This window comes from Paenibacillus sp. EC2-1 (assembly GCF_049311625.1).
GTDB lineage: Bacteria > Bacillota > Bacilli > Paenibacillales > Paenibacillaceae > Paenibacillus_AQ.
Genome location: NZ_CP186006.1, coordinates 4,141,874 through 4,168,230, shown reverse-complemented (window position 1 = coordinate 4,168,230; position 26,357 = coordinate 4,141,874). Strand labels below are relative to the sequence as shown.

At 43.1% G+C, this 26,357-nt stretch carries 20 protein-coding genes; 12 read left to right on the top strand and 8 right to left on the bottom strand.

Annotation, left to right across the window (positions count from 1 at the left end; translation table 11 throughout):
- Positions 1-233 precede the first annotated feature (233 nt).
- The 11 genes from ACK8P5_RS19400 to ACK8P5_RS19350 all read left to right on the top strand — a co-directional run bounded on the left by ACK8P5_RS19400 (position 234) and on the right by ACK8P5_RS19350 (position 17,224).
- Complete coding sequence (locus ACK8P5_RS19400) at positions 234-1,391, top strand: ROK family transcriptional regulator (protein WP_422657894.1); 1,158 nt, start codon at positions 234-236, stop codon at positions 1,389-1,391.
- Between the two features lie 34 nt (positions 1,392-1,425).
- On the top strand, positions 1,426-2,433 hold the full coding sequence (locus tag ACK8P5_RS19395; RefSeq protein WP_422657893.1) for an asparaginase: 1,008 nt from the start codon (positions 1,426-1,428) through the stop codon (positions 2,431-2,433).
- 58 nt (positions 2,434-2,491) lie between these two features.
- Positions 2,492-3,937 carry a M17 family metallopeptidase gene (locus tag ACK8P5_RS19390; protein ID WP_422657892.1) on the top strand — a complete coding sequence of 482 codons (1,446 nt, stop codon included), beginning with the start codon at positions 2,492-2,494 and terminating at the stop codon, positions 3,935-3,937.
- Positions 3,938-3,978: 41 nt separating this feature from the next.
- Entirely contained in the window at positions 3,979-4,671 is a 693-nt protein-coding gene (locus tag ACK8P5_RS19385; protein WP_422657891.1) for a copper homeostasis protein CutC, read from the top strand.
- A 167-nt stretch (positions 4,672-4,838) separates the two neighbouring features.
- Positions 4,839-6,743 carry an FUSC family protein gene (locus ACK8P5_RS19380; protein WP_422657890.1) on the top strand — a complete coding sequence of 635 codons (1,905 nt, stop codon included), beginning with the start codon at positions 4,839-4,841 and terminating at the stop codon, positions 6,741-6,743.
- Positions 6,744-6,907: 164 nt separating this feature from the next.
- Positions 6,908-9,208, top strand: a complete 2,301-nt coding sequence (locus tag ACK8P5_RS19375) for an AraC family transcriptional regulator (RefSeq protein WP_422657889.1) — start codon at positions 6,908-6,910, stop codon at positions 9,206-9,208.
- A gap of 169 nt (positions 9,209-9,377) precedes the next feature.
- Positions 9,378-10,331: an ABC transporter permease gene (locus ACK8P5_RS19370; RefSeq protein ID WP_422657888.1), complete on the top strand. Its 954-nt coding sequence runs from the start codon at positions 9,378-9,380 to the stop codon at positions 10,329-10,331.
- A 21-nt stretch (positions 10,332-10,352) separates the two neighbouring features.
- On the top strand, positions 10,353-11,258 hold the full coding sequence (locus ACK8P5_RS19365) for a carbohydrate ABC transporter permease (protein WP_422657887.1): 906 nt from the start codon (positions 10,353-10,355) through the stop codon (positions 11,256-11,258).
- A gap of 168 nt (positions 11,259-11,426) precedes the next feature.
- Entirely contained in the window at positions 11,427-12,968 is a 1,542-nt protein-coding gene (locus ACK8P5_RS19360; protein WP_422657886.1) for a DUF3502 domain-containing protein, read from the top strand.
- A 66-nt stretch (positions 12,969-13,034) separates the two neighbouring features.
- On the top strand, positions 13,035-14,462 hold the full coding sequence (locus ACK8P5_RS19355) for a sulfatase (RefSeq protein WP_422657885.1): 1,428 nt from the start codon (positions 13,035-13,037) through the stop codon (positions 14,460-14,462).
- A 104-nt stretch (positions 14,463-14,566) separates the two neighbouring features.
- Positions 14,567-17,224 carry a carbohydrate binding domain-containing protein gene (locus tag ACK8P5_RS19350; RefSeq protein ID WP_422657884.1) on the top strand — a complete coding sequence of 886 codons (2,658 nt, stop codon included), beginning with the start codon at positions 14,567-14,569 and terminating at the stop codon, positions 17,222-17,224.
- Positions 17,225-17,313: 89 nt separating this feature from the next.
- Here the strand turns inward: ACK8P5_RS19350 and ACK8P5_RS19345 are convergent, their stop codons facing one another.
- Positions 17,314-18,150: a YitT family protein gene (locus ACK8P5_RS19345; RefSeq protein WP_422657883.1), complete on the bottom strand. Its 837-nt coding sequence runs from the start codon at positions 18,148-18,150 to the stop codon at positions 17,314-17,316.
- Positions 18,151-18,414: 264 nt separating this feature from the next.
- On the opposite strand from ACK8P5_RS19345, the gene ACK8P5_RS19340 reads away from it, so the two are divergent.
- Entirely contained in the window at positions 18,415-19,086 is a 672-nt protein-coding gene (locus tag ACK8P5_RS19340) for a stalk domain-containing protein (protein ID WP_422657882.1), read from the top strand.
- Between the two features lie 90 nt (positions 19,087-19,176).
- On the opposite strand, the gene ACK8P5_RS19335 is transcribed toward ACK8P5_RS19340, so the two are convergent.
- The 7 genes from ACK8P5_RS19335 to ACK8P5_RS19305 form a co-directional block, all read right to left on the bottom strand.
- Positions 19,177-20,013 carry a sulfurtransferase gene (locus ACK8P5_RS19335; RefSeq protein ID WP_422657881.1) on the bottom strand — a complete coding sequence of 279 codons (837 nt, stop codon included), beginning with the start codon at positions 20,011-20,013 and terminating at the stop codon, positions 19,177-19,179.
- Positions 20,014-20,058: 45 nt separating this feature from the next.
- Positions 20,059-20,571 (bottom strand): SEC-C metal-binding domain-containing protein, encoded by a 513-nt coding sequence (locus ACK8P5_RS19330; protein ID WP_422657880.1) that lies wholly within the window; start codon positions 20,569-20,571, stop codon positions 20,059-20,061.
- 234 nt (positions 20,572-20,805) lie between these two features.
- The gene (locus ACK8P5_RS19325; protein ID WP_422657879.1) at positions 20,806-22,830 is read right to left on the bottom strand and encodes an acyltransferase family protein; all 2,025 of its coding nucleotides are present in this window, start codon (positions 22,828-22,830) and stop codon (positions 20,806-20,808) included.
- Positions 22,823-22,954, bottom strand: a complete 132-nt coding sequence (locus ACK8P5_RS19320) for a hypothetical protein (protein ID WP_422657878.1) — start codon at positions 22,952-22,954, stop codon at positions 22,823-22,825. Before ACK8P5_RS19320 ends, ACK8P5_RS19325 begins: the two co-directional genes overlap by 8 nt.
- 259 nt (positions 22,955-23,213) lie before the next feature.
- Positions 23,214-24,374, bottom strand: coding sequence for a sporulation protein YhbH (yhbH, locus tag ACK8P5_RS19315; RefSeq protein ID WP_422657877.1), 1,161 nt, complete (start codon positions 24,372-24,374; stop codon positions 23,214-23,216).
- Positions 24,375-24,582: 208 nt separating this feature from the next.
- Positions 24,583-25,020, bottom strand: a complete 438-nt coding sequence (locus tag ACK8P5_RS19310; RefSeq protein ID WP_422657876.1) for a DUF350 domain-containing protein — start codon at positions 25,018-25,020, stop codon at positions 24,583-24,585.
- Positions 25,017-26,354: a glutathionylspermidine synthase family protein gene (locus ACK8P5_RS19305; RefSeq protein ID WP_422657875.1), complete on the bottom strand. Its 1,338-nt coding sequence runs from the start codon at positions 26,352-26,354 to the stop codon at positions 25,017-25,019. Before ACK8P5_RS19305 ends, ACK8P5_RS19310 begins: the two co-directional genes overlap by 4 nt.
- Positions 26,355-26,357 lie beyond the last annotated feature (3 nt).

The following is a 26,357-nucleotide window of genomic DNA, read 5'->3' as shown; positions in this document are numbered from 1 at the left end:
TCACGCCCTTTTTTTGCATACATACATTTTCATTGTAGAGATAAGGTTGGGAAAATAGTCATTATCATGTTGACGATCCATAAATGCAGGATTATTATTATCGTGACTGGAGTAAGTTGTATTTGATATCAATCGAAAATTGTATATTAAATGCAAAATACACTTGGATTAGCTAGTTATATTTGAATTATGCAGTCAATTAATCCAATGGAGAAATTAATAGGGGCGTTTCAATGAAAAAGCATGACCAAGATTTTATGAGGCTGCAAAATAAGAAAACGGTCTACGAGATGATCAAAGTCCGTAGCCCCATATCAAGGGCACTCATTGCCAAAATAACGGGAATGAGCCCAACGACGGTTAGTCGAATTGTTGGTGAGCTGAGTGAACAAGGTTATGTTACTGAGTTTGAGTTGGTATCTAACGGTTTAGGGCGTAAAGCAGCGATGCTTAAGCTCGTGGATACATCGGTTCTGTCTGTTGGTATAGAGCTTGATAAGCATCAGTACCGCATCGGCATTGTCGATGTAAATGGTGTCTTACTATATAGCAGAGTTCGTGAACGGCTCCCTGAAGAAAGTGCTGAGGAGACACTGAACAACATTGCCAGAGTTTTACAAGGAATGATCGATTCTGAAGGTGTGAATTCCACTCGTATTGCAGGTATTGGTATTGGGCTTCCTGGCATTGTAGATGACGAGCGTGGTGAAGTAGTATTCTCTGTTCAGCTAGGATGGAGGAAAGTGAATATTGTTCAACAGTTAAAAGCCCTAACAGGATATGAAGTAGCGGTGGATAACGAACTTAAATTAAAGGCTCTTGCGGAACATGTGAAGGGAGCTGCCGCTGGCTCTAAGCGCACCGTATTACTTGGGTTTGGTACAGGGGTTGGTTCGGCTTTGATCATTGAAGGAGAGATTTACCGAGGTGAATCGAACAGTGCTGGCGAGATTGGTCATACAACGATAGACCCGAATGGTGCACTGTGTGAATGCGGTAAGACGGGGTGTTTACAGACTTACATCATCACAAGCGCATTATTAAATGAGGCCAATAAGATTCGACCAATGGATACGATCGAGGAGCTTTTTGAAGCCAGAAAGTCTGGAGAAATGTGGGCAGTGCAGTTAATCGATAGAGCACTCATCTATATGGCTATCACGATCAACAATGTACTCTGCATGTATAATCCCGACATGGTTATTTTGAGTGGAGAATGGCTGGAGAAATTTCCTGAGATTCAGCCAGACATCGAGCAATTATGCAACACACGCTTTGTATGGGAGCTGCTGCGTAATACTTATGGTCTTCAATGCACTGTGCTTGGTGAAGAAGGTGTCATGATCGGTTCTGGATTGTTGGCGCAGACTCGATTTTTTTCATTAGATTAGCTTAACATAAATGGATGATGAGGGCGGGATGACGATGAGAGGATTTACGACATTGGTTGAGGAATATCGAGGTGGATTGCTTGAGAACGTGCACTACGGAGCGGTTAGTGTGGTGGATGAGAAGGGGAACGTATTATATCATGCCGGAGATCCGGACCATGTAACCTATCTACGGTCTGCGGCGAAGCCTTTTCAAGCCATACCGGTGATGAAACGTAAGATTGATGAGCTTTATGGCTTGTCGGGGGAAGAAGCAGCCTTGTTCGCAGCCTCCCATCGAGGCGAAGCATTTCATATTGATGCTTTGGAATCGATACTTCACAAGACTAACATCCGTGAAGAAGAACTTCACTGTTGTCCGAATTATCCACTGAACGAGAATGCTAAAGCGCAGCGACTGCGTGACAACGAAGAGAAACGACGTATTTTTCATAATTGCTCAGGTAAACATGCTGGGCTGATAGCTCTTAGTAAACATATGGGGTGGGACCCGTTAACGTACTATCTTCCTGAACATCCAGTACAGCAAGAAATTGTGGATGCGATTGCATACTTCGCTGACGTACCGAAGGAGTCTATTGGTATGGGCATCGATGGGTGTGGTCTTCCCATTTTTGCTGTGCCACTCAAGTCTATTGCTCTATCCTATTTAAAACTAGCCTGCCCTGATCTGATTCAGGATGAAGAAACACGTTATGCAGCTGAACGGATCGCCAAGTTGATGAATGAAAATCCGAATATGATTGCTGATACCCAATTTGTATGCTCTACCTTATTAAAAGACTCTAATCTGACAGCCAAGGGCGGAGCGAAAGGTGTTTATGGCATTGGGCTTCGTAAAGAACGCATTGGTATTTCACTAAAAGTATCTGACGGATCTGAACAGGTGTGGCCAAGTATTATCGCATCCATTCTAGAATCACTTGGTTACAGCAACCAGGATACAATCGATAGCCTGTATGAACTTGTCCCGAACCAAATTATTAATGATAACGGCTTAGTTGTGGGTGAACGTAAGGCTGTATTCTCACTGCAAAGTTAAGCAGAATCCTATTTTTTCCATCAAAACAATTGTGCGAGCTTAGAAGGGAGATACCTACATGCAAATAACATGGACATCTAGTGACCATACGGCAGTTCATATATATCCTTTATATCAGGATCAAGCGTTTATATATCCTATCCGTGAGGCATATCGGAAAGCAGGACAATCGGTTTGGTTTAGAAGCCGCAGCGATGAGGACAAAGATGTATTCGTGGTCGGTTTAGGGGACCGAGGAAAGGCTAGTCTTGAAGCAATAAGGCGTGCGGGTGGTTTGTCTGCACGAAACATTCAGAAGGAAGGTTTTAGCGATGCTTGCCTCATTCGAGAGGTAGCATCTAACAAGTCGAACAGTGACGTAAAAGACTGTGAATGGCTTCAAGCCTGGATAGAGGGATGGCTGCTCGGTCTATACGGATTTCATAAATATCGGACTGCATCGCAGCCCCCTAAGGAAGTAACGCTACGGATCCGTCCGGAAGATTGGCCAAAGATCACAGATTTAGAAATCCAGCAGGTGATCAGAACCGCAGAAATTCGTGCTACAGGAACCATGCTTACTAGAGATATGGTGAATGAAACACCAGATTATTTACATCCTGGCAGAATGGTTGAGTGGATGGTTGAGCATTTTAAAGATACGCCAGTAAAGGTTACGATTTACACAGGTGCGGAGTTAGAGGAACGTCAGATGAACGGTCTTCTTAAAGTGGGTGCGGGTAGTGTTCATCCACCGGCGATGATTGAGCTTCGTTATGAAGGGGACGCATCTCTTCCGCTTATCAGTCTTGTGGGCAAGGGAATTACATTTGATATGGGCGGTATGAACGTCAAAAGTGGTAAAGATATTAGTGATGCACGTATGGATATGGGAGGAGCAGCCGCGGTAGCTGGTGCCATGGACATTCTTGTATCCCAGCGTGCGAAGGTCAATGTTGTCGGACTCATTGCTGTAGCGGAGAATGTACCTGATGCTCATGCCATGCTGCCATCTTCGATTGTTTCTTTCCCTAATGGATTGACGGTTCAAGCTGCGAATACGGATGCGGAAGGCAGGCTGGTGCTTGCGGATAGTCTTCTTCACGCGGCGGCGCTTGGAGCAGAAGAAGCCGTAGAGATTGCCACCCTAACTGGCAATGTAGGTCAAGCCCTTGGGTTAGGTATTGCAGGCATTTGGGGCGATGAAGATATGACAGAACGTCTTGTATCCATTGGCGAACGTAACGGGGAACGGCTGTGGCCAATGCCACTAATGGATGAGTATGAGTCTGAGCTTCATAGTGATTATGCAGATCTTAGTAATATCGGATCCTCTTCACTTGCTGGTGCAATTACGGCAGCACTCTTTATTCGCAAATTTGTTACAGAGCCTATGAAATGGGTGCATATTGACATGGCAGGAACCGTTCAATATAAAGGTGATGCTGGATTCTCCGCATCGGGTGCTACTGGATATGGTGCTCGTCTTTTAGCGGACTATGTTACATCGAGGAACGAGTTATAACCTAATATAATATTATAAGGGAATGAAAAGGAGGAACGATCATGTTATTGGAAGTTATCGCAACAACCCTTCAAGATGCTGTGGTCGCAGAAGAATGCGGAGCAGATCGTATTGAATTGATTACAGCCATAACGGAAGGCGGTTTGACTCCTAGTATAGGACTCATCGAACGTGTTACTCAAAGTGTGAAAATTCCAGTGAATGTGATGATCCGCCCTCATAGTCGTACGTTTGTTACGGATCAAGCAGATTTAGATACGATGCTAGAAGATATAACTCGGATTCAAGATACGAATGCAGCAGGAGTTGTTCTAGGGCCCCTTACACCTGATGGTCATGTGGACGAAGAAGTCTTAAAGCAACTACTTGCCGCAGTCGGTAGACTTGATGTTACATACCATCGTGCCTTTGATGAAATTTCAGATCAAATGGCAGCTTACGAAGTGCTAGCCCGTTATCCGCAAATCTCCCGCATTCTGACTTCGGGTGGAACTGCTCCAGCACCGCAGTCGGTTCCTGAAATCCATCGACTTGTGGAACGCTCCAAACAAGGAGGCCCTCGAATTCTAGCGGGTTACGGTTTAACACCGGAAGGAATTATTCCTTTCATAGAAGGAACAGGTGTAGAAGAGGTTCACTTTGGTTCATCGATTCGGGAAGGCCGACAAGGACTTGGTTTGATAGACGGACCGCGGCTGCGGGAGTTAGCCGATGTGCTACATCGTGTTAAATAAAGAGTAGTAAGCTTGAATAAGCAGATTTCGGCATCCTACCGACGTCTGCTTATTTGATTTCAATGTAATGATTAATGCAATAATTCTGGACATAAGTGAAGATCGAATAAACCTGATCAGCCTAGAGAAGTATATGATTAATATTAGGAAAAGAAGGCAGGTTTTTTATGAAACAACTCATCTATGCGAAGACAAAAATATTTATCTACATCCTCTTGTTCATATTTGCGTTCAATAGTCTTTTTGGCAAGGATAATACGCTGATCGGTGTAACGATTGTGATCGCCACTCTTATGTATCTTGAACGAGACTTAACCAAGAATCCCTGGAAAAACCTATTATTCTTGCTCACCGTTAATCTGCTGCAAGGGATATTTGGCTACATATCGGCTGTTCATATGTGGATTGGTATTCCATTAAATCTAATATCAATGTTTATCGTTGGTTATTTCTTTTCTTTTAATCTAAAGAAGCCACTAACGATCGCTTTTGGATTACAATATCTTTTTATCTTGACCACCCCGGTAACCTTCGAAGCATTGCCGCTTCGTCTGATGGCTTTGGCGCTTGGAGCCGTCATTATAATGGTTGCTCAATTCATTTTTAATCACAATAAGATGGAGAAAATAGGGCATAAACTTCTTATTACGATTAATGAACAGTTGATACAAAAGCTTAAAGCCATTCAGTCAGAGCAAGATCATCATCAATTTAACCCTACAATTGACAATGCTATAAAAGAAATAAGGAGAATAGTTTATCATCAAACCATTGATGGTTACTACGTATCCAATGAAAGCAGAATATATCTCAAAACGTCAGCTTGCTTCGAAAAATTGTACCTGCTGCTGAATGATTCTCATGATGTTCGCCATAAAGATCATTTTATGGAGGCTTTGATTCATGAATTGAGTAGGGTTAACCAATTCCTTCGTCGTCAAGAATCAATGAACGAAAGTAGGCTTCAGGGCTTACGTGATTTTGAGTTAGAGGCCATGGACGACCTTTACATTACAGAATGGATGAATACGTTTGAGCTGATCTATGAACTGATCGAAGAATTACATACTACGAACAAAAAAGAGCTGCGGAAAGTTGAAAAACTAGAGAACATTCCGAAATATTTTAAAAAAACGTATAACCATACCGTAAATTTCAATAAAAATTCGGTGCGCTTCACCTATGCGGTTCGTGTGAGTTTGGCGGTGACGATCGCTGCCTTTATTTCAGATTACTTCGCTCTTGAACAGGGGAAATGGATGATGTTCACCATCTTCTCTGTAACCCAGCCTTATTCGGAAACTGCAAAATTCAGGTTTTCTGAACGATTGAAAGGAACGATTCTCGGTGCGGCTCTTTTCTTCGTGCTATTCAGTGTGTTCAAAAGCCCGACTAGTCACATGTTAATTGTATTGTTGTTCGGTTATTTGAATAGTTTTGCCGTGGCATATCGTACGATTATTCTTACGGCAACAGTTCCTGCACTAGGAACTGCTGCATTAGTTAGCGGTATGGGCGCTGTGACCTTGGAGCGAATTTTGTATGTCGTACTTGGTATAGGCATAGGAATGCTAGCCAACCGCCTGATTCTTCCGTATAGTATCGAGAACGGGACAGCGGGCTTGGTTCGAATGTACAAAGACATGTCTACGTATCTTATAGAGGAACTATATGATTATTTTGAGAACCCCTCCAAAGCGCACAGTATCCATCATCTATTTGCCATCTCGGCATTAATTGAGGATCGCATTCTTATGAATAATGAGACGAGAGAACTTAAAGATGCGAACCGCTTTTTGGAGGAGCTGAGAAGGGTTAATCATGCAATTTATGAGCTCTTCTTGCGGGTGCAAAGGAAGAAGCTACAACCAGACGTGGTGAAATGCATTTTGGAAGAAGTTAATAAAATGAAAGATTCCAGTAATGGAGATGTAAAGAGTCTGGAGATCAAGATAAAGCATACAGTGCAGTCTCATACGCATACTGTGTATGAAACCATTCTTATCAAGGATGTGTTGACGATTTATCGGAGTTTCAGCACAATCATGGAATATCAACCGGAGTTAGTTTAAGCCATGCCCCTGAGTATAAGAGGGGTATTTTTTGTGATATGAGGCTAGGGCTAATAGAAAGAAAAATTTCTTTAGTGCTTCCTATTGCAAAATAACGCTAAAAGTTCTAGCCTAAGAATGAAATGTAGTCTTAAGAAAATACAACATGGAATGAGTGGAATCACTTGAAACGGTTCGTTCTGCCTAAGCTCTCTTACAAGAGAAATGCATTTTTGTTTAACATTTTCATCGGGCTATCCCTTCTATCGATTATGATTATCACGATCCTATCCATGGTTATGTTTTACTGGATGAAGGATAAATCGCTTGTAGAAATTAACAAGGTAACTCGAATGTCCCTTCAGAACACGGATACGGTCTTTACAAGTCACATCAAAAGATTTCAGAACTACTCGGTGGAGTTATACGAGAATCCAAATATTCGAAAACTGATGTTTATGGATCATTTGGCGTGGGATAGTGGGACCCAGAATGCAGTGAATCACATCCAGAATATTCTGCTCGTGAACCGGGATATTATGAATTCGGTATATGTGCTGAATGATACGACCACAATTCTGAATATATCGGAGAGGTTTGCCGAACCAGACAGTGACCAGGATCTATTTGATATTGTGAAAAGTCACAGGGCCTCTGATAGTCCAGTGATCTGGAATATGAAAGATAAGTACAGCGGAAAAGACATCCAAACAATGACTTTCTTTTTTCATAAAGGTACACCTTCGGGACTTGGAGGGGCTGCTGCTGTCAATATCGATATGAGCAATATGGCGAAATCTATCTTTGCAGATGAAGGAACCCATCAACATCAGAAGATGTATATCGCAGACCGCCAAGGCAATATTATCTTACATAATGATATGTCTCAGTCCAATCGTAATATTTCTTCTGAACCGTTTTTTACTAGAATATTGAATTCACGCGATAAATACGACTCTTTTACAGTGGAGAATCAGGAGGGGCCATTAACTTATGCCTACCTTACATCGTCCAATGGACGCTATTTCATTATTTCAGAGATGGAAGTTGTGCATACGCTTTCAGAGTGGGTGAAGACAAGAAATGTGATACTTATGTACGGTCTATTCATTCTTTTAATCGCTTTATTCATCGCCGGTCTTATATCTTACTTGTTGTACAAGCCACTGGGGCATGTTGTCAAAACAATCCGTAGCAGCTATCCAGGAGAATCAGAACAAGATCGCAATGTTGCCGAACTGCAGCTCGTATCGAACACTTTTACCCAAATGACTAACAAAATGAATTCACTGGAAAAAGAAAATGACGTGCACGCCTTCGTTCGATTGCTGAACTCGAAAACAGAACATACGAAGGAGCGAATCGAAAATATATTCATGAAGACGGGAGCCATTCATTCGGATCATACACCTTATGCTGTGCTAGTCGTGAGAATCGATGGGTTTGAAGATTTTAGTCAGACAGGTAATGTTGAGACGATTTCTTTTCGTCTAGACTCCTTAGCTGCTATTTTGATCGAAAGTTTGTCCTCCGAGGTGAAATGCGCTTTATTTACGGTTTCTGAGGGCCAGTTCATTTGCGTGGTCAGTGAGCCTTGTGAGGGTACGAAGTTGGATAGTGCTTTTCTTACAAAAACAGCGGAGCATGCCCAGATTTCAGCTTCTAACATGCTAAGTATAGATATCTCCATCGGGATTAGCTCCATATCAGATGACCCAGGCTTCGTTGTAGATCTTTATAAAGAGGCGTTTGATGTAACGAAGCACCGAATCGTTCAAACGAACCGATGGATTGCGGATGCTCATGATATAAGGAATCTTCAATCTTCCGATATCCCGGATAACGTTGCTAAAGAGATGTTAAGTGCGGTGGCCCAAGGAGATTATGAACGGTACCTAAGTGAGCTAGATCGTATCGCATCCATATGCCGGGGGTATCAGTATGTCAGTACACTCCGTTTTTTTGCCACACTCGCTAGTTCTATTCTTCGGCTTTCTCAAGATTTAATTGGTGAAGATAGTGGACAAGTTAAAGTCAATGATTTCGATATTCATCAGCGTGTGTCTGAGATATATGAGTATGAGAAGTTGAAGGAATGGTTCGCGGAGCTATTCTATCAATCCAGTGAGGTCTTACGTGAGATCTCCAATAAAAAAGCGCAGGATTTCGTTCCTGAAGCACTGGATTATATCAATCAGAACTACTGTGATTCTTCTCTTTCGGTTTACAGAGTGGCAGAAACGTTGAACATCAGCTCGTCCTATTTCAGTAAAATATTTAATGAATCCATAGGATATACGTTTCCCGAGTACGTGAATCATCTGCGGATGGAAAAAGCGAAGGAACTGATTCAGGACTATCCGGAGCTGAGCATTACGGATATTTCTAAAAAGGTTGGATACAGCAGCAACTCCTATTTTACAACCTCATTCAAGAAGAAGTATGGAGTTTCACCTTCAAAAATCCGTTCAGTACGTAAAAACTAAACTTAAATCGAAAATTTAAATAAACGAAAGAAACGTCCGGAATAAGCTGTTCTGCCGGGCGTTTTTATATGTTTAGAGAAAAAAGAAACCAGAAGATGATTTTGAAATATACAACAAGAAAGCACTTACATTATGATTGCCTCATCACGTTAGGAGGTGCAGATGGAAGATGAAGCGTACGAAGAAAGTTCTCTCGCCAGGTGGGAAAGGCGGCTTCGTCAAGTCGATCAGGGATCACTGGCCCTTATATGTATTGTCCCTGCCTGGGCTAGTTGCTCTACTATTGTTTTCTTATCTTCCAATGGCCGGTTTGTATATTGTATTCGAAAGGTACACGTATCAAGGCGGTTTATTCGGAAGCGAGTTTGTGGGACTTAAGAACTTTGAATTCTTTTTCTCAAATATGGAGAACGCCCTTCGGGCAACGAGGAATACGATTGTCGTCAATTTCTTCAATATAATTCTGACAACCGTAGTGGCGGTCGGACTTGCCGTTATGATGAATGAGATTCGTAACAAATGGTTCAAAAAAGTAACCCAATCAATCATGTTTTTTCCACACTTTATTTCCTGGGTTGTTGTAGGAACGATCGCAGTTACCTTTTTGGATGAGAAAAAAGGTCTGATTAATGGGATGATGACCTCTCTCGGTATGGATCCGGTGTTATGGTATTCAAATCCGTGGCTGTGGTGGCCGCTCTTGATATTCTTCAGTGTATGGAAGGCTGCAGGCTTTAACTCCATCATCTATTTTGCTGCGATCACAGGATTTGATCCTTCTTACTATGAAGCAGCTACCGTGGATGGGGCATCCAAATGGCAACAGATCACCAAAATCACCATTCCGCTCCTCATGCCGACCATTATTATTTTGTTTCTGCTAGCCGTAGGCGGCATATTGGCGGGTGACATTACCCAAATCCTTGGTCTTACGAATCTGAATCCGATGCTGCTAGAGACTACGGACAATATTAGTACATTTGTGTATCGGACAGCTCTTCAAAACGGACAGTTTGAATCCGCTTCAGCCGTTCAGCTCTATCAATCGATTGTCGGCTTCATGCTTGTCATGTTCTCCAACTGGATTGTGAAGCGATATGACAAAGAATATGCACTGTTCTAAGCAGAGAAAGGAAGGGCTTTAATGAATGTCATGAACATGGGCAAAGACAAAGTGATTCTATGGATCAGTTATGTGGCTATTGTGTTATTCTCACTGGTCTGTCTCATCCCGTTCATCATGGTCATATCAGCATCTTTATCTAATGACCAGCAGGTGGCGTTAAACGGCTTCTCGTTATTCCCACGAGGGATTACAACGTATACGTTTGAATATTTGTTCGAGAGTAAAGGTGCATTACTTATTAAGTCTTACGGCATCACGCTGTTCACGGTTGTTGTGGGTACGCTTTTCTCAGTAGCCGTTACAGTATCCTATGCATATGTCGCTTCCATGAAGGAATTTAAGTATGCGAATGCGTTATCATTTATCGCTTGGTTTACGATGGTATTTAGCGGAGGACTGCTCCCTTGGTACATATTGACTACGAAGTATTACCATCTTCACAACAATCTGTGGGCGCTATTCATTCCATACGCAATTAATGTGTTCAATATGTTCCTGATGCGTAACTTCTTTCGGGGGATACCACAGGAACTCGCGGAATCGGCAAAGATCGATGGTGCCGGGCCTTTCAGAATTTATTTCTCAATCATGATCCCTTTAGCTCAGGTAGGGATTGTAACCATCACATTGTTCTATGCACTGAGCTACTGGAATGATTTCTTCCTGTCACTGATGCTGATTACGGATCGTGATTTGTACCCTGTTCAGCTTCTGCTCTATAACATGATGTCGAATATCTCTTTCCTTACAAGTGGAGGAGGAGGCTCGGATGCCTTTGCACAGGGATCGAGTCAGGTCATTATACCGACGATGACGGCAAGAATGGCATTGACTTGTATTACCATCGGACCCATCATTTTGGTGTATCCTTTTGCCCAGCGGTTCTTCGTCAAGGGTATTACGATTGGGGCAGTTAAGGGTTAGCAGGGCATTGTTTGTAATCTAATGATGTAATTATGTTTCCGCTGCCTGCTGTTAAGCGAGTTACCTCACGGCCGAAGTGTTAACCCGCTGTGGTGGCGGATTTATAATATATTTCCGTACCTAGGACGGAAGACAATGAGAATGCATAATTCAAGGAGGTCAAAGTACATGTTTAGAAAGAAAAATTGGAATTTGCTCATGTCTGTCTTACTGTGTTCTGCGCTCTTAATTACAGGGTGTTCTGGAAAAGGAAACGAAAGCACTACCGATGAGGCAGCTAAAGGGGCTTCTGGTGAGACCAAAAATAATCAAGAGGTTGTTAAGCTTACACTAGTGAACTTTGGTGACCTAACACCAAGAAGAACGGAATTTTTAGAGAAGGATCTGCATGATAAGATTTTAGAAGAGCTGAACATTGACCTGACATTTAAATTCTTGCCATGGGGAAGTAACCAACAGGTAGACCTCATGTTCGCGTCGGGTGAGAATTTCGCTACATATGCAGGTACCGGCGGCTTAGGTGAAAAAGTTAATAAAGGATTTCTTGCGGAAATTCCACAAGAGAGCATTGACCAACATGCACCTCAACTGAAAGAGCTTACTCGACCGGACGCATGGGACTCGGGGAAACTCGAAGGGAAAATCTACGCTATGCCGGTTGGTAACAAGCCGTATGCTGGAGATTTCCAACTCATAACGGTTCGTCAGGATTTACTGGATGAGGTCGGCATCAGCGAACTTAAAGCGCTCGAAGATGTGGAAAGCGCATTCAAGCTTGTGAAGGAAAAGCACCCAGACTACACGATGATTCCGGAAGCTTCACATGTGAAGAAGATGTTCAGGGCGGCATTGATGCCGGATCAATTGTTTACCCCAATGGAAGGCAACTCGACAGCTTGGACGTATACGTATGTTGATTCTTTAGCTAAAGATGATAAGGTCTACAGCTTCTATGAATCTGAATTGTTTGAGAAAACAGCTAAAATGATGGCGAAGTGGCAAAAAGAAGGCTACATCAGTGAAGCATTGATCACCAATCCAGAGCTTGGTCTTGCTGACTGGAATGCAGGTAAAGCCTTAATGAACCGTGGAACCTCTGCATATCCGATGGAACAGCTTCCGAACCTGGTTTCCAAGGTTCCGAACGGAAAGTTAGTCAACTATCAGATCGGAGATCAGCCTCTTATGGCTTCCGTAAGGGATAACACGAAATACTCTATCTCCATCGGTGGTCAGAAAGATGTAGATCGTTATCTACAACTCTTTAACTGGATGTTTAGCAGTCAGGAGAACTACGATTTGCTCGCTTATGGTGTTCTGGATAAAGACTATAAATTAGAAGAGAACGGAAAAGTGACAAAGCTCGTGTCCGATTCGTTCTTCGATGAATGGCAGCTCTTTAACTTGAAGTATGGCAGGTACTTCAGCAATGTGCCTGATGAATTCATCGAAACGTATAAAAAGACAGATGAAGGATCGATTCAGGCAAAAAACATCGGATTCTCATTTGACGCAAGACCAGTACAAGCAGAAGTAGCGAAAATACAGGCCGTTTATTCAGAGAAAATCGTTCCGATTGAATACGGATTGTACGATTATGATAAATACTTCCCAGAAGCATTGAAGGCGTTAAATGATGCGGGACTTGAAAAGTATGTTGCAGAAATGCAAAAGCAATTCTCGGAATGGTATAGCTCTCAATCGAAATAAAATATAGGCTAGCGAGCAAGAGAATCTAATCTCTTGCTCGTTGCCATCCACCAAGGAGTGTTTGACATGAGGATTCTTTATTTAGACCTAGATTCACTACGTCCCGATCATCTCGGATGTTACGGATATCACCGGAATACTTCTCCCAATATAGATCGAATTGCTGAACAAGGAGTGGTATTTACCAATTATTATTGTTCAGATGCCCCTTGTCTACCATCCAGATCAGCACTCATGTCGGGCCGCTTTGGCATTCATACAGGTATAGCGGGTCATGGAGGTACGGCAGCTGATTATAGACGTGAAGGAGCTAAGCGGGGATTTGCAGATCGTCTTAAGTCGGAAAGTTTACCGGGTGTACTGCGAACGGCAGGTTATAAAACGGCATCCATTAGCACGTTTGCTGATCGGCACTCCGCTTGGACCTTTAACGCTGGTTTTAATGAAGTGTTCAATATTGGAGAGAATGGTGGAGAGTCGGCGCATCAGGTACTACCAGTAGCACTGAAATGGCTAGAGGATAATGGTGGTTCGGATGATTGGTTTCTGCATCTGAATTTCTGGGATCCTCATACGCCATACCGAGTTCCCGAATCCTATGGAAGCCCGTTTGAGGGCGAGCCGTTTCCGGATTGGTTAACAGAGGACGTGTTTCAGTCTCATCTGCTCAAGAAGGGGCAGCATAGTCTATCGGATATGAATGCTTTAGCTAAGTCACATTACAGCCAGTGGTATAGGCACAATGATTCGATTGAGACATATCAGGATCTGGGACATATCATAGATAATTACGATTGTGCGGTCAAATATATGGACGACCATATCGGGCGAATACTGTCCTCTCTAGAGGAATTGGGAATTCTAGACGACACAGCTATTCTTATAAGCGCGGATCATGGAGAGAATCTGGGTGAACTGGGCATTTACTCTGAACATGGAACAGCTGATCATGCGACTTGCCGAATACCGATGATCTTCCGTTGGCCAGGTGGCACTATGGGAAGGCAGGAGGATGGTTTGCATTATCATTTGGATCTTGCCCCGACTCTTGCCGATCTTGTAGGAATAGATAAGCCAGAGCGCTGGGATGGACGAAGCTACGCGGAGACTGTACGCAGTGGAGAAGAGACTGGAAGAGAATATTTGGTGTTGACGCAATGTGCCCATGTCTGTCAGCGAAGCGTTCGTTTTAAAGATTGGCTCTATATTCGTTCTTATCATGACGGACACCACGGTTTCCCTAGAGAGATGCTATTTCATATTACAGAGGATCCTTATGAACAGCATAATCTAGCCGAGGACAAGAAAGAGATCTGTAGAGAAGCCGTATATTTGCTTAACGAATGGCATGATGAAATGATGATGACAATGGATAGTGACATTGATCCTTTGTGGACAGTTATGCGCGAAGGCGGTCCGCTGCATGCCAAGGAATACTTGCTTTGGAATGCCAAATGGCTTTTTTGTATAGGTGATTTCTTGATAAGGATATAAAAGTGAAATGATCGTATGAATTTAAAATAGATAGCGCAGAAAGCTGCAACTATAATAGCGAATAACCCTATACAGGGAAACCAAACGTTAAAGGAGGATACGTAGTGTTGATCAAAAAAATGAAAGGACGTCAGTTCATACTATGTTGTTTAATCATGGTATTGCTGACAGGATCGTTTGGAACGGGTAAAGGAGTTCGTGCAGAAGGAGGAAATTTGCTTAACAATTCGGGTTTCGAGCAAGTGTATAAGGAGGAAGAGCCTGAAGGCTGGAGCGTGTACACGAATCAAACGCAAAGGCCAGGTGTTGTACATGATCTTCAGCATGTCTATGAAGGAGAAAAGGCTGCATACATTGTCCCGGCCAGCTCATTGACTTTTAATTTAACTAAATTGAAAACGCATACAAATTATACATTTAAAGCATATGTCAAGTTAAGTGATGCGAGCGCGACAGCCAAGCTCGGAGCGAAGTTATACGACGGAAATCAGCCTGATATAGCCATTGATGCCTCGGGAACGACTTATAAATCCTATACCGTAACGTTCACTACTGGTAATCAAACGACAGCTCAGGTTTATCTGTGGTCATCTAATGGACTATCTGGAAATCAAAAGGCTTATCTAGATAGCGTTACGGTTACGGAGACTGCGAACACGTCGGGTACCAATCTGGTGACGAATGCCGGCTTTGAGAAGGTCGTTCGTGATCTAAGACCTGTAAGCTGGAGAATTTGGCCGAGTGAAGGTGATATGCCTGGGACCGTGTCAGATCCGTCCTTAGTACATGCAGGAAACCGGGCAGGATATATCCCCTCAGTTGGATCTTTAAACTATGATTTGACGGGCTTAAAGAGGAACACCTCTTACAAATTCTCGGCATTCTTGAAGATGAGTGACCTAAATGCAGGCGCGGTGCTGGGTGTTAAGGTGAACGGACAGGAGATGAAGAAACCTGTCTCCGGAACGACATACGCACGTCATGAGATCATCTTTAACACAGGCAATCAGACTTCAGCTACTGTCTATCTCTGGTCTGGTGATTTATTAGCCCCTGGGCAGAGAGCATATATTGATGAAACGATGGTTGAAGAGTACATTGAGCAGGGGAGCGTTCGGGTCTCTTTGAATATGAGTGAGTTGTTGCTTACGAAAGGCTATACGTATCCATTGTTGACGGAGGTAGCGCCAGCGAATGCCCCTAATAAGAGCATCACTTATCAAAGTAATGATCCATCCGTTGCTACGGTGGATGCCAATGGAGTAATAACTGCTATTGGAGCAGGTACAGCAACGATCTCAGCCATTCCGGCTGCAGGGGGAAATACGGCAACTACTGCGGTTACGGTGACGAATAGTAAGGAACCATGGTATCCAGGCCGGAGTAATACCGAGTGGGTACTGACTAAGGAAGATGATTTCAATGGAACCGAGCTGGATACCAATCTGTGGTCGGTCCGGGGAAAAGAGTATGCAGTCTATCACCGGGATGACATGGTGTCTGTTTCTGATGGGAAATTAAAGCTGAAAATTGAGAGAGAGCCTGATGGAAACATCGTGTTAGGAAGGGTAGATACACATGGTGAAGACCGTCAAACCAATGATGTGAAGTTCGACCAGAAATACGGATTTTTTGAAGTGAGTGCTAAGATTCCTCCTACGGAGAAAACGTATTTTACGTTCTGGGCCTTTAACTATCCCGGTGTATTTCATGTGGATGGTACGGGAAAAGATGGACTCGAAATTGATGTGACAGAGACCGTGTGGCAAGGAGATTATACCGAAACAGCACTGCACTGGGATGGTTACGATGCATTTCACAAGAGTACAGGCAGTGGTAAAAAGCCTGCACCGAACATTCACAAAGGCTTTCATGTGTACGGTTTCGAGTGGTCAGAGGATTACCTGAAGTTTTATTTTGACGGAAAGTTGACCTGGACTTACACAGATAAGGCAAATATCCCTTGGGTAAAGGAAATCTTTATTCTTTCGAGTGGATGGGCCAGATCACCGGGATGGGGAGAAGGGGACATTAACAACGCTCAGCTTCCATATTTCTCAGAGATCGACTGGTTCCGTGCTTATGAGAAAAAGATTCCGAGTTCACAGCCGGACACAACGGCGCCGATTCTTTACGGTACAGAGGATATTCAGATTCCATTGAACAGTTCTACAGATTTATTGGAAAAGGTATTCGCTATTGATAATCGAGATGATCGTGAAGAAATTACAAGCCGAATTCAACTTGATGAGACCGGATTAAATCGAAGTGTTAAGGGTGAGTATCAGGTAACTTATGGTGTACAAGATCTAGCAGGTAATCAAATAACGAAGACGAGAAAAGTTACGGTTGTTGATAAATCAAGCAACCTGATTTATAACGGTAACTTTGATCAGGGAAGCACGAACGGGTGGGATCTTAATCTCGGAACTGCTGAAGTGAAACAAAATATCGATCTTGGAAAATACGCTTCTTTGAATCGTGAGACGAAGATGCAACAATCCATCCTTATTAAACCGAATACATCCTATAAAGTAACATTCAGTGGTAAATCAGATGTGAAATCTAACCTGAATCAATTCCGGGTTGGTGTTGAGTATGGAAGCGGGCAGGTACAGGAGAATGTAACGAAGTCCGAGTGGGGTAACTATACGCTTAGCTTTACGACCGGGCCTGAGGATTGTATTGCTACTTTTTTTGCTGACAATCAAGGACCGGATAAAGCGAGTATTGATACAATAAGTGTGATTCCGAACAATTAATAAACGGTTTTCAAATTTGCAGATGCCAGCTTCGCTTCGTGCGGGCTGGCATCTTTTTTGTCTGTACGCTAGAAAGGTTGTAATACGGCTTACGAGGAAATATCAATAAATCCTTCGCCGAATACATCACGTACATCATGAATTGTAACAAAGGCATTCTTATCCTCTGCACGCACGATTTTTTTGAGGCTGGAAACCTCTTGCTTGCTGATTACAATGTAAAGAACGTCTTTGGTCTGTCCCGTATAATAACCATATCCACGTAATACGGTTACACCACGATCCATAGCTTCGGTAACACGAATCGCGATACGATCATGGTGTGTTGAAATGATGGTGACTGCTTTTTTAGGATTCAAGCCTTCGATAATGAATTCCATAGCCTTGGTTCCAATGTAGAGAAGAACCACGGTAAACATGACTTTCTCAACCCCAATAACGAAGATCGACAGTCCGGCCACAATAAGATCGAAGAACAACAGCGCGTAACTGACATTCCAGTCCCAGTACTTATTCGCAAGGCGGGCAAGAATCGTTGTTCCAGCGGTTGTGCCACCAACTCTGATAATCAGTCCAATTCCCACACCGGCAAACAGTCCTGCAAAAATAGCATTTATAACGGGTTCACTTGATGAAATACGCCAGTTTTCCGTTAATAACAGAAATAGGGAGTTAAAGGCGACGGCAATAATCGTGTAGTATGTCGTCCTTTTGTCTAACAATTTGTAACCAATGATCAGTAATATTCCGTTGATAACGATACTAACAAGTGCAGGAGACCATGCAAACAAATAATATAGAATAATTGAAATCCCCGTAACTCCGCCTTCTCCGAAGTCATTGGGAATGACAAAGAGATTTACAGCTAAGGCAAAGAGAAATGCTCCCACCATTAGCATAATCATATCAAGTGTTCTTTTTTTCATCCGAAAAACCTCCATCATTCAATAAGATCACAAAAAAAGCGACTAAAGGAAAGGATATCCTTTAATCGCTTTATGCAAACATTTTGCTCAGCTCTTTTGATAATTTAATCATAATAGAAATAAAACAGAATGTAAATCGTTTCACGTTGTTTACATCTAGGGTTAAATCAAAATAGGTCCCATTTATTATTGCCTATGTAGAAAATAATGGGTATAATCTCCGTAATTATTTTAAATTTATAATAACTGGAAGGGGATTGTGATTTGAAAAAGAAGGTGGCAATTACATTAACCTCATTAGCTATGCTGGGGTGTCTTGGTACAGGCGTTTATGCTGGTTCGAATCTTCAGGAAATCAAAGCTTACCTAAATCCAGGCATTAAGTTCAAAGTGGATGGTCAGTCCGTTCAGCTTAAAAACAGTAGCGGTGCGGTCATCGCTCCCATTACTTATAACAATACGACATATCTGCCGGTCCGGGCGATATCCGACCTATTGGGCGTAACTGTAAATTTTGATGGGAAATCCAATACGATTCAATTGGGCGAGCAGTCTGAAGGTTACTCTATTGCTACAGGATTCGAATCTTCCTATCGTACCAAGGATCCGAGCATGACGGTTTACAAGGGTAAGGATTTTAAAGACGTCTACTTTGACAATGGAAGTGGCAAACGTGGATCCTCATTTATGCTTTATCCGAAAGGAAAGTACCAGAAGCTGTATCTTCAAGTGGCGGCAATCGGTTCAGACATTACAGATTTCCATGTGTTAGATAGTAAAACGGATACGGTGTTAAAGAAACAGAATATCTCGGTAGAAGATGGACTAATCACAATCGAGGTTAATATCGCTGGAGTGGATTCGCTATTTGTACATGGCGATGTGGAGGAAGACGGTTCGGTATTTATTCCGTTAACAACCTCTTATTATAAATAAAGTTAAGAAGAAGATGCCTGGCGGTGTCTTTTTTTTTGCAATTGAATTCAGATGAAAAAAGAACCCGCGCACCGCGCGGGTTCTTGCATGTTACTCTTTCCCGGTAGCCACCGGGTTCTCCGGATACGACACCCAATCGCTCCAGCTGCCTCCATATAGCTTCACGTTCTCGAAGCCAGCTTCATCTAGAGCGAGCACGTTCGGACACGCAGAGACGCCTGAACCGCAGTATACGATGATATCTATATCTTTAGGAACAGACTCGAAGCGTTCCTGAATATCTTCTATGCTAATCCATCGCCCTTGATCATCCAGCAGGTCTTTCCAGAAGTAGTTGACTGCTCCTGGAATGTGGCCTGCAACTGGATCAATTGGCTCCTCAAGCCCCTCATATCGGCGAGGCTCACGAGAATCGATCAGATAGGCGGAACCATCGCTTGTGACCCCTCTAACAGTGTTTACGTCAACAAGCATTGTGGTTTGTACCTCTGGTTCATATTGGGCTGGAATAACAATGGGTGTATCTGTTGTAACTGGAAAATTAGCCTCTGTCCAGGTTGTAAAGCTTTCCTCCATCACATAAACGCTTTTATGTCCCATATATTTCAGCATCCACCAAAGCCGGCTGGCAACCATGCCGCCCTGATCATCATAGATGACAACACGCTTGTCCTTATCGATGCCGGCAAGGCCGAGTGTGTTGGAAAATACGTTGATATCTGGCAGGGGATGTCGTCCACCATGTGTGGAAAGCGGGGATGATAGATCTTTATCCAAATCCATGTACACAGCGCGAGGGATATGCGCCTTCCCGTACGCCGCTTTACCAGCATCGGGTTGTCCGAGTGTAAAGCGACAATCAACGATGACAATATCGGGTTCGTACATTCTGGCAAGCAGCCACTTCATCGACACCAAATTTTTCATTAAGGACGGCACCGCCTTTGATAGAATCTGTAACGGGAAGCATATTTATTGAGTAACGGTCAGCTGCTCCATAAATTCGCTTAGTTGACCAGAAGATTTTGATAATGTTGTTGTAGCTACATCATATTTGGCTGCTAAATCAGCCTGAGTGACTGGGATCTCAAGTGCTTTGGTATACAATTGATCCAACGCTGCTTTAAAGCCGCCTGGCTTACGGAAACGTGGAGATTCTTTACGGCAGAAGCCGTTCCAAATAATTAGCGCATTATAGAGTACGAATAACTTCTCATCTTCTTTATGCTCATAGTCATTGTATAACTGCGGGAAAATTTCCTCCGCTAACTGACGGTATGTTTCATTATCCCATTTCATTTCGTTTAGCGTTGCTGTAAACTCCGCCATATTAGAAGGTGCCTTTAGGCTGGCTGCTTTCTCTTCATGGGAAGGTTCGATATGATGGGGCTGTCTCTCTGCCTGACGGTCTTTTTCAAGACAGCATTTTTTGTATTTCTTGCCGCTGCCGCAGTGACAGGCATCATTTCTACCTATCTTGTTCAAAAAACTCACTCCTCAAATGGTTGTTTCGGATCGTTAGTTATTTCTCATCTATATCATCATAAAAGATATTCTAATTTTTGACCACCTGTTGACTCGGGTTTATCCTGATTTTTCGCTATTTTATTATAAAAATAGACAAAATTAAAGACTTATTCCCCTTTTTGAAAGAGAAGGAATAAGTCCAATTTCATATATATTCTATTTATAGAATTATTTGGGTTATGATGGCGAAAGCTATTTTAAAATTGCTTTTAAGAGAAGTCCTGTATATGCTTCTGCACCTGCGGGTTTTAGGTGTACACGATCAGGTGTAAAATACTCTGGATGATTTTCACTTGCAGCATGCCAATCAACAAGCGTTGTATTCGGATAATTCTGACTGACTTCGGCAAGCGTATTATTCACATTTCGTTCCCAGTCTCTAGGAACACGGGTGTTTATCAGAATAACTTGCTTAGCTGAGCTAAGTGAGTCTAGCAGTGACTCCAGCTTCTTGCTTGAGAAAGATCCATTCGTACCAAGTCCGATAATAACAGTTCCATTCAGCCGACCCTTCGCTTGAAGTCCTGGGATCAATTCACCTACTTGAGCTAGCTGTCGGCCGATCTTGGCATCGATCTGTATTCCTGGTAGCTGCTTCTCTAAATAAGGGGCAACACCAAGCATGACGGAATCACCGATTGCGGTGATTGATTTGCCGCTTTGCGGGCTAGGAAGCTTGACAGACGGATTCTGGGTTGGTTTATTACTGTTCCCTTCCGAAGGTGTCTTATCTGGAACTTTGTCAGTCCCAGGTTTTTCTGTGTTAGAAGGAGGGAGCTCTGCATTTGGTTCCTTCTGTGTAGGCTTATTCACCGGTGTCTCAGGAATCTCAGTCGGTTGTTTATTCAGGTCGGGTGAATCCGGAGAACTCTGCCCTGAATTCTTGTTTGGAACGGGTGTGTCTGGTGTATCTGGACTCATCTGTTCTGGTGTTGTGACTGGTTCCTCAGGTGGCGAAATCACACCAAAAGCTGATTCAGTGTCTTGCTCTGTTGTAGCTCCAGAAATGCTTGTCATCATCCCTGCACAGAATATTCCGATCACGAACAGGGTGCTGCATGTAATGATACAGCTTTTCAGTGACATGCGATCTAGGCGCCACTGTGGATGACGTATTTTCTGCCATAGAACTTTTAGCGCTCCGTGGCGAATTGGATTCTCTATATACTTCCAGGATAGAGCCGCTAGTAAGATGCTTACAGCAATCTGAAGCGATGTATGCAGAAGGCTGTTCTCTATAGGGCTACCGTTCGGACTGGTTAGAATAAGAACGGGGTAATGCCACAAGTAAATACCGTATGAGCGTACTCCGATCCATCTCAGTGGCCTTGTGCCCATGATTTTCCCAAGTATCGATGCCGGGTGGGCTAGAATCGCTACAACGACTGCTGAAGCAAGCGATAGAATCACCATACCACCTTGATAAAGCGACTCCTCATATCGGTCTGTGCTCCACATCATGTAGATGACTAAGAACAGTGCCGCTGTACCTATCGTATCCAACCCTATTCGCACCATAGATGATGTCGTGGATGGTCTCTTGAAGCTGGGCCATACAATGGCGAGAGCAGCCCCAATGAGCAGACTAAAAGCCCGGGTATCCGTACCGAAGTAGACACGACTTGGATCACTGCCCGGTTCATAAATTAAAGCCATCGTTATTGCGGAAATACCCGCAAGCGCCACAATAAAGTATAACATTTGTCCCCGGCGCGGAAATACGTAAAGACCGATCAGCATGATGAGTGGCCACAAGAGGTAGAACTGTTCTTCTACGGCTAGGGACCACATATGGCCCAGTGGAGAAGGAGGGCCGAATGATTCGAAATAAGATACGTCTTGGAAAATAAACTGCCAATTACTTATGTATGTTACAGCGGCGGCAACGTCTGTACGAAGCGATGACAACCGAGTGTGATCAAATAGAGTAACCCATGTCACAACGATGATGAGCATCGTAAACATGGCGGGGAGTAGACGTCTAAATCGTCTATACCAGAAATCTTTCAGGTCAAGTCGACCGTAATTTCGCCATTGGGAAGCTAGAATATCTGTAATTAAATATCCAGAAAGTACAAAGAAAATGCTCACTCCCAAAAAACCGCCAGGAGCAAAATCAAAACCCCAGTGGTAGCACATCACACCGATTAGTGCAAGCGCTCTGAGGCCATCTAATCCCGGCATATAGCGGGTTTCTTTTTTCAGTGGTTCAGGCATCGGATCTCACCTCTGCCATACTTGAAATACGTAATTTGGTGGCGCTAATTAGCTGCTCTTCCGCAGTGAAGTTCATATTCACAAACGTCTGGATGCTATTAGTCAGAATAGTCATTTGGAACATGCGTAAATCTTCCCTTTCCAAAACAAGATGTCGTAGATTAATACTAGCACTGCAAGCTGAAAAGGAGATGACAAAAAGGTAAAGCTCAGGATACATATCGATGTCAATAAAAAGACAGAATTTTAATTAACTCTAGTGTCGAATTATTTCGAACCCCAGCAGATTGTGTCGGGACGTTGTTATCTACACTGCGATGTATCATAAAGAAGAGGAGGCTTTTCTACCTCCTCATAAACAAGTTGTCATATACCAAAAATTACTAGCCGTTTGTCCCAACTCTCTTTCGGAAAAAAGTCTTGAGTGCTTCATAAACTTCGCTCTTGTCCTTGATTACATGGAATAGGAACTGATCCATTTTAATGTTCTTATAAGCAGACATCAGCGTACTGCTTCGATTGTATTGATTTACCTCGCCATATCCGAACATATTACTCACTTTGAGCAGTTCTCCGATCAGCTTGACACAGCGTTCATTGTCAGAGGAGAGATTATCTCCGTCTGAGAAGTGAAAAGGATAGATATTGTAATGAGCAGGGGGATACCGCCGATTGATAATATCCAGTGCTTTGATGTAGGCAGAGGAGCAGATCGTTCCACCACTTTCACCTCTTGTGAAAAATTCTTCCTCGGTGACTTCCTTGGCTTCCGTGTGATGTGCAATGAACACAATTTCGACTTTTTCGTATTGTCGTCTCAGAAACCGAGTCATCCAGAAGAAAAAGCTCCTTGCACAGTACTTTTCAAATGAGCCCATTGACCCTGAGGTATCCATCATCGCGATGATAACGGCACTTGATTCAGGAATGACAGTATCATCCCATGTTTTGTAACGAAGATCATCCGGGCTGATGTGATGGATCCCGGGATTACCAGAGGTTGCGTTACGTCGTAGGTTTTCTAAAATGGTTCTTTTTTTATCGATGTTCGACATGATGCCCTTTTTACGGATATCGTTGAAGACGATCGACTGTGTTTCAATCTGCTCCTTATCCTTAGGCATCAACAAGGGGAGTTCGAGTTCTTCGAATAACATGTTTTCGAGCTCCTCGATACTTACCTCTGTCTCGACAACATCTTGACCTGGTTGATCGCCGGCTTTTTCCCCTTTTCCGGGGGATTGCTGGGAGTTATCACGTCCTAATACATCACCAACTTGACTGTCCCCATCCCCTTGCCCAACATGCTTTTGTTTCTGGTAATTATAAATAAACCGGTATTCATCAAGGCTTCGGATCGGTACTTTAATAATCTGTTTACCATCGGAGAGAATGATATTCTCTTCCGTAATGAGATCAGGAAGGTTTTGCTTGATAACTTCTTTGATCTTTCGTTGATGGCGAACCTGGTCCTGATAACCTTTACGATGGAGCGACCAATCTTCACGGGATACGACAAACGACAGAGAATCTTCGTTCTTCACAGGCAGGCACCTCCCACTTTCGGCCATTAGCTTGGTACGGTCATTAGGTCTGTAGTATTTCATTATATTCTTGCATGCTGTCGTTATGTGAGTGTGGGTGGGTAGGAACCATATTTTTAGCTTGGTCTATTTTTAGCGCACAAAAAAAGCTTACCTAAACCTACAGTACTTGTAAGTTAGGTAAGCTTTTTCGCATCGTATTGAACGTCTACATTAAGAAGGTTCCGACAACAATGGAAACACCAATGATGACAGATCTTAGAAGCTGAGCAACAGCGAGGTTGCCGTTAGCAATTTCCTCACACACTTTGAAATGAGGCGTGATCCAGTCAAAGATCAAGTAGACAAGACAAAGGATGGCCATACCAATAAGCGACCATACGATCATCTGGATCCAAGAATGGGAGCTGTAAGATACCATTGCCACAATAATGCACAGACCTAGCAGCTTACTTCCCATGTAGAGACCAGCCGCAGTATTTCCTCCAGCAATTTCTTTACGGTCGTCAAACCGTGTTAATCTACTGAATACAAAATAACCGATAATAAGCACACTAATAATGATAACTAGACCAATCAAAACATTTAGAATATCTGAGCCGAACGTTTGCAAAAAAAAGCCCTCCTCATAAAATGATTCATTCATCGTTCCGGCGTGAAGATGGCGGCAGGGCAGTAATAGGCACCATCCCCGGTCACCTTGTCACCAATTCTAGACAGAATACCACCGAACTTGCCCCCAATCACGAAAGCCCCCGTTAATAGATGGCCGTGATAGAAGCCTTCTTCCGTTTCAACACTAGCTTTTGGCATTGACCAATACTGTTGGTAAATCTTTGGTTGATTATTGTAATAATGGATTAAATCCTCGTCAAACTCTAATTCAGCACTTCCGGAAGATGAAGGCTCGATATGGTTATCATCTGAGTTTTCATGTAGAGAAGTACCCTTACCTTCGCGTCCCCAATAGCTTTTGGCTACATATGGCGAGTTGCTAGCTATAAATGGTTCTGGGTTAAAGTAGGTAGGCAGACAGTAGGTTGAAATGGTATCTAGCTCATGGGAGTCGAATAATGTAAATCCACAATATTCAGAAGTCTGATGATTGCGTTCATATAGAGACCATATTGTTGCAAGGAATCCCTTGCTCTGCATCAAGAAATTTTGAGGCGGATTGATGAGTCCGATCTTTCCTTGGGCTGCTAATTCTAGCAGCGCCAGACCAACCAAGGTCCCTGAATCTTCTTCTTGGTCCTCAACAAGGTATTCAAGCGGATAAAGTCGGTACCAAATATCAATTTTTCGTCCTTTATGATACAGGCCTTGATCCGGTATAATGTTCAGTTCTTCTAGTGGAGCATAATAAACGGGAATGTTCATTGTACGAAGCTGCTCCATTAAATAGAAGGTGTTGTAACGATCTTCGATATGCCAATCGTAACAACTGAATGTGACGGATGATGTGAGACCCTGTTCCTTATAATAATTCACGAAGTCAAACAGCTCGTTCCTTAGAAGAGAGGTCAGGCTCTCAGAAGGTCCCTGCCAGGAAGTATGCTTCTGTAGAATTTGTTTTTCAAGGTATGCGGACTCAGGAATACCGGTCGGTGTATCTGCATTATTCTCGATCATCTTTAGTCCCTCTGGACCCAAAATCCAATCTTGCCGGGTAATTCCGCTAAGCGGTATTTCCATACGTACAAGTGGTACAAGAGAAGGAGGGATGTCGAGCTGCTGGATCAAGTAGCTGTCTGGCATATAGCGCTGTATAAATCGAAGTGTTTTACGGAATATAGCATCCATAGCTTCAGAAGCAGCATTAAGCTCTAATATTTCCTCAGGTGAATATAGAGCGATCGAAGGAAGACAGTAGGCTTTTCCATACATGCGATGATAAGGTACAACGCTTGAGGTTTCGCTGGCATAGATGTCTTCTTGTGTGTGTCCGAGAGAATGGATTAGTCTAACCGTACTATTCACAGT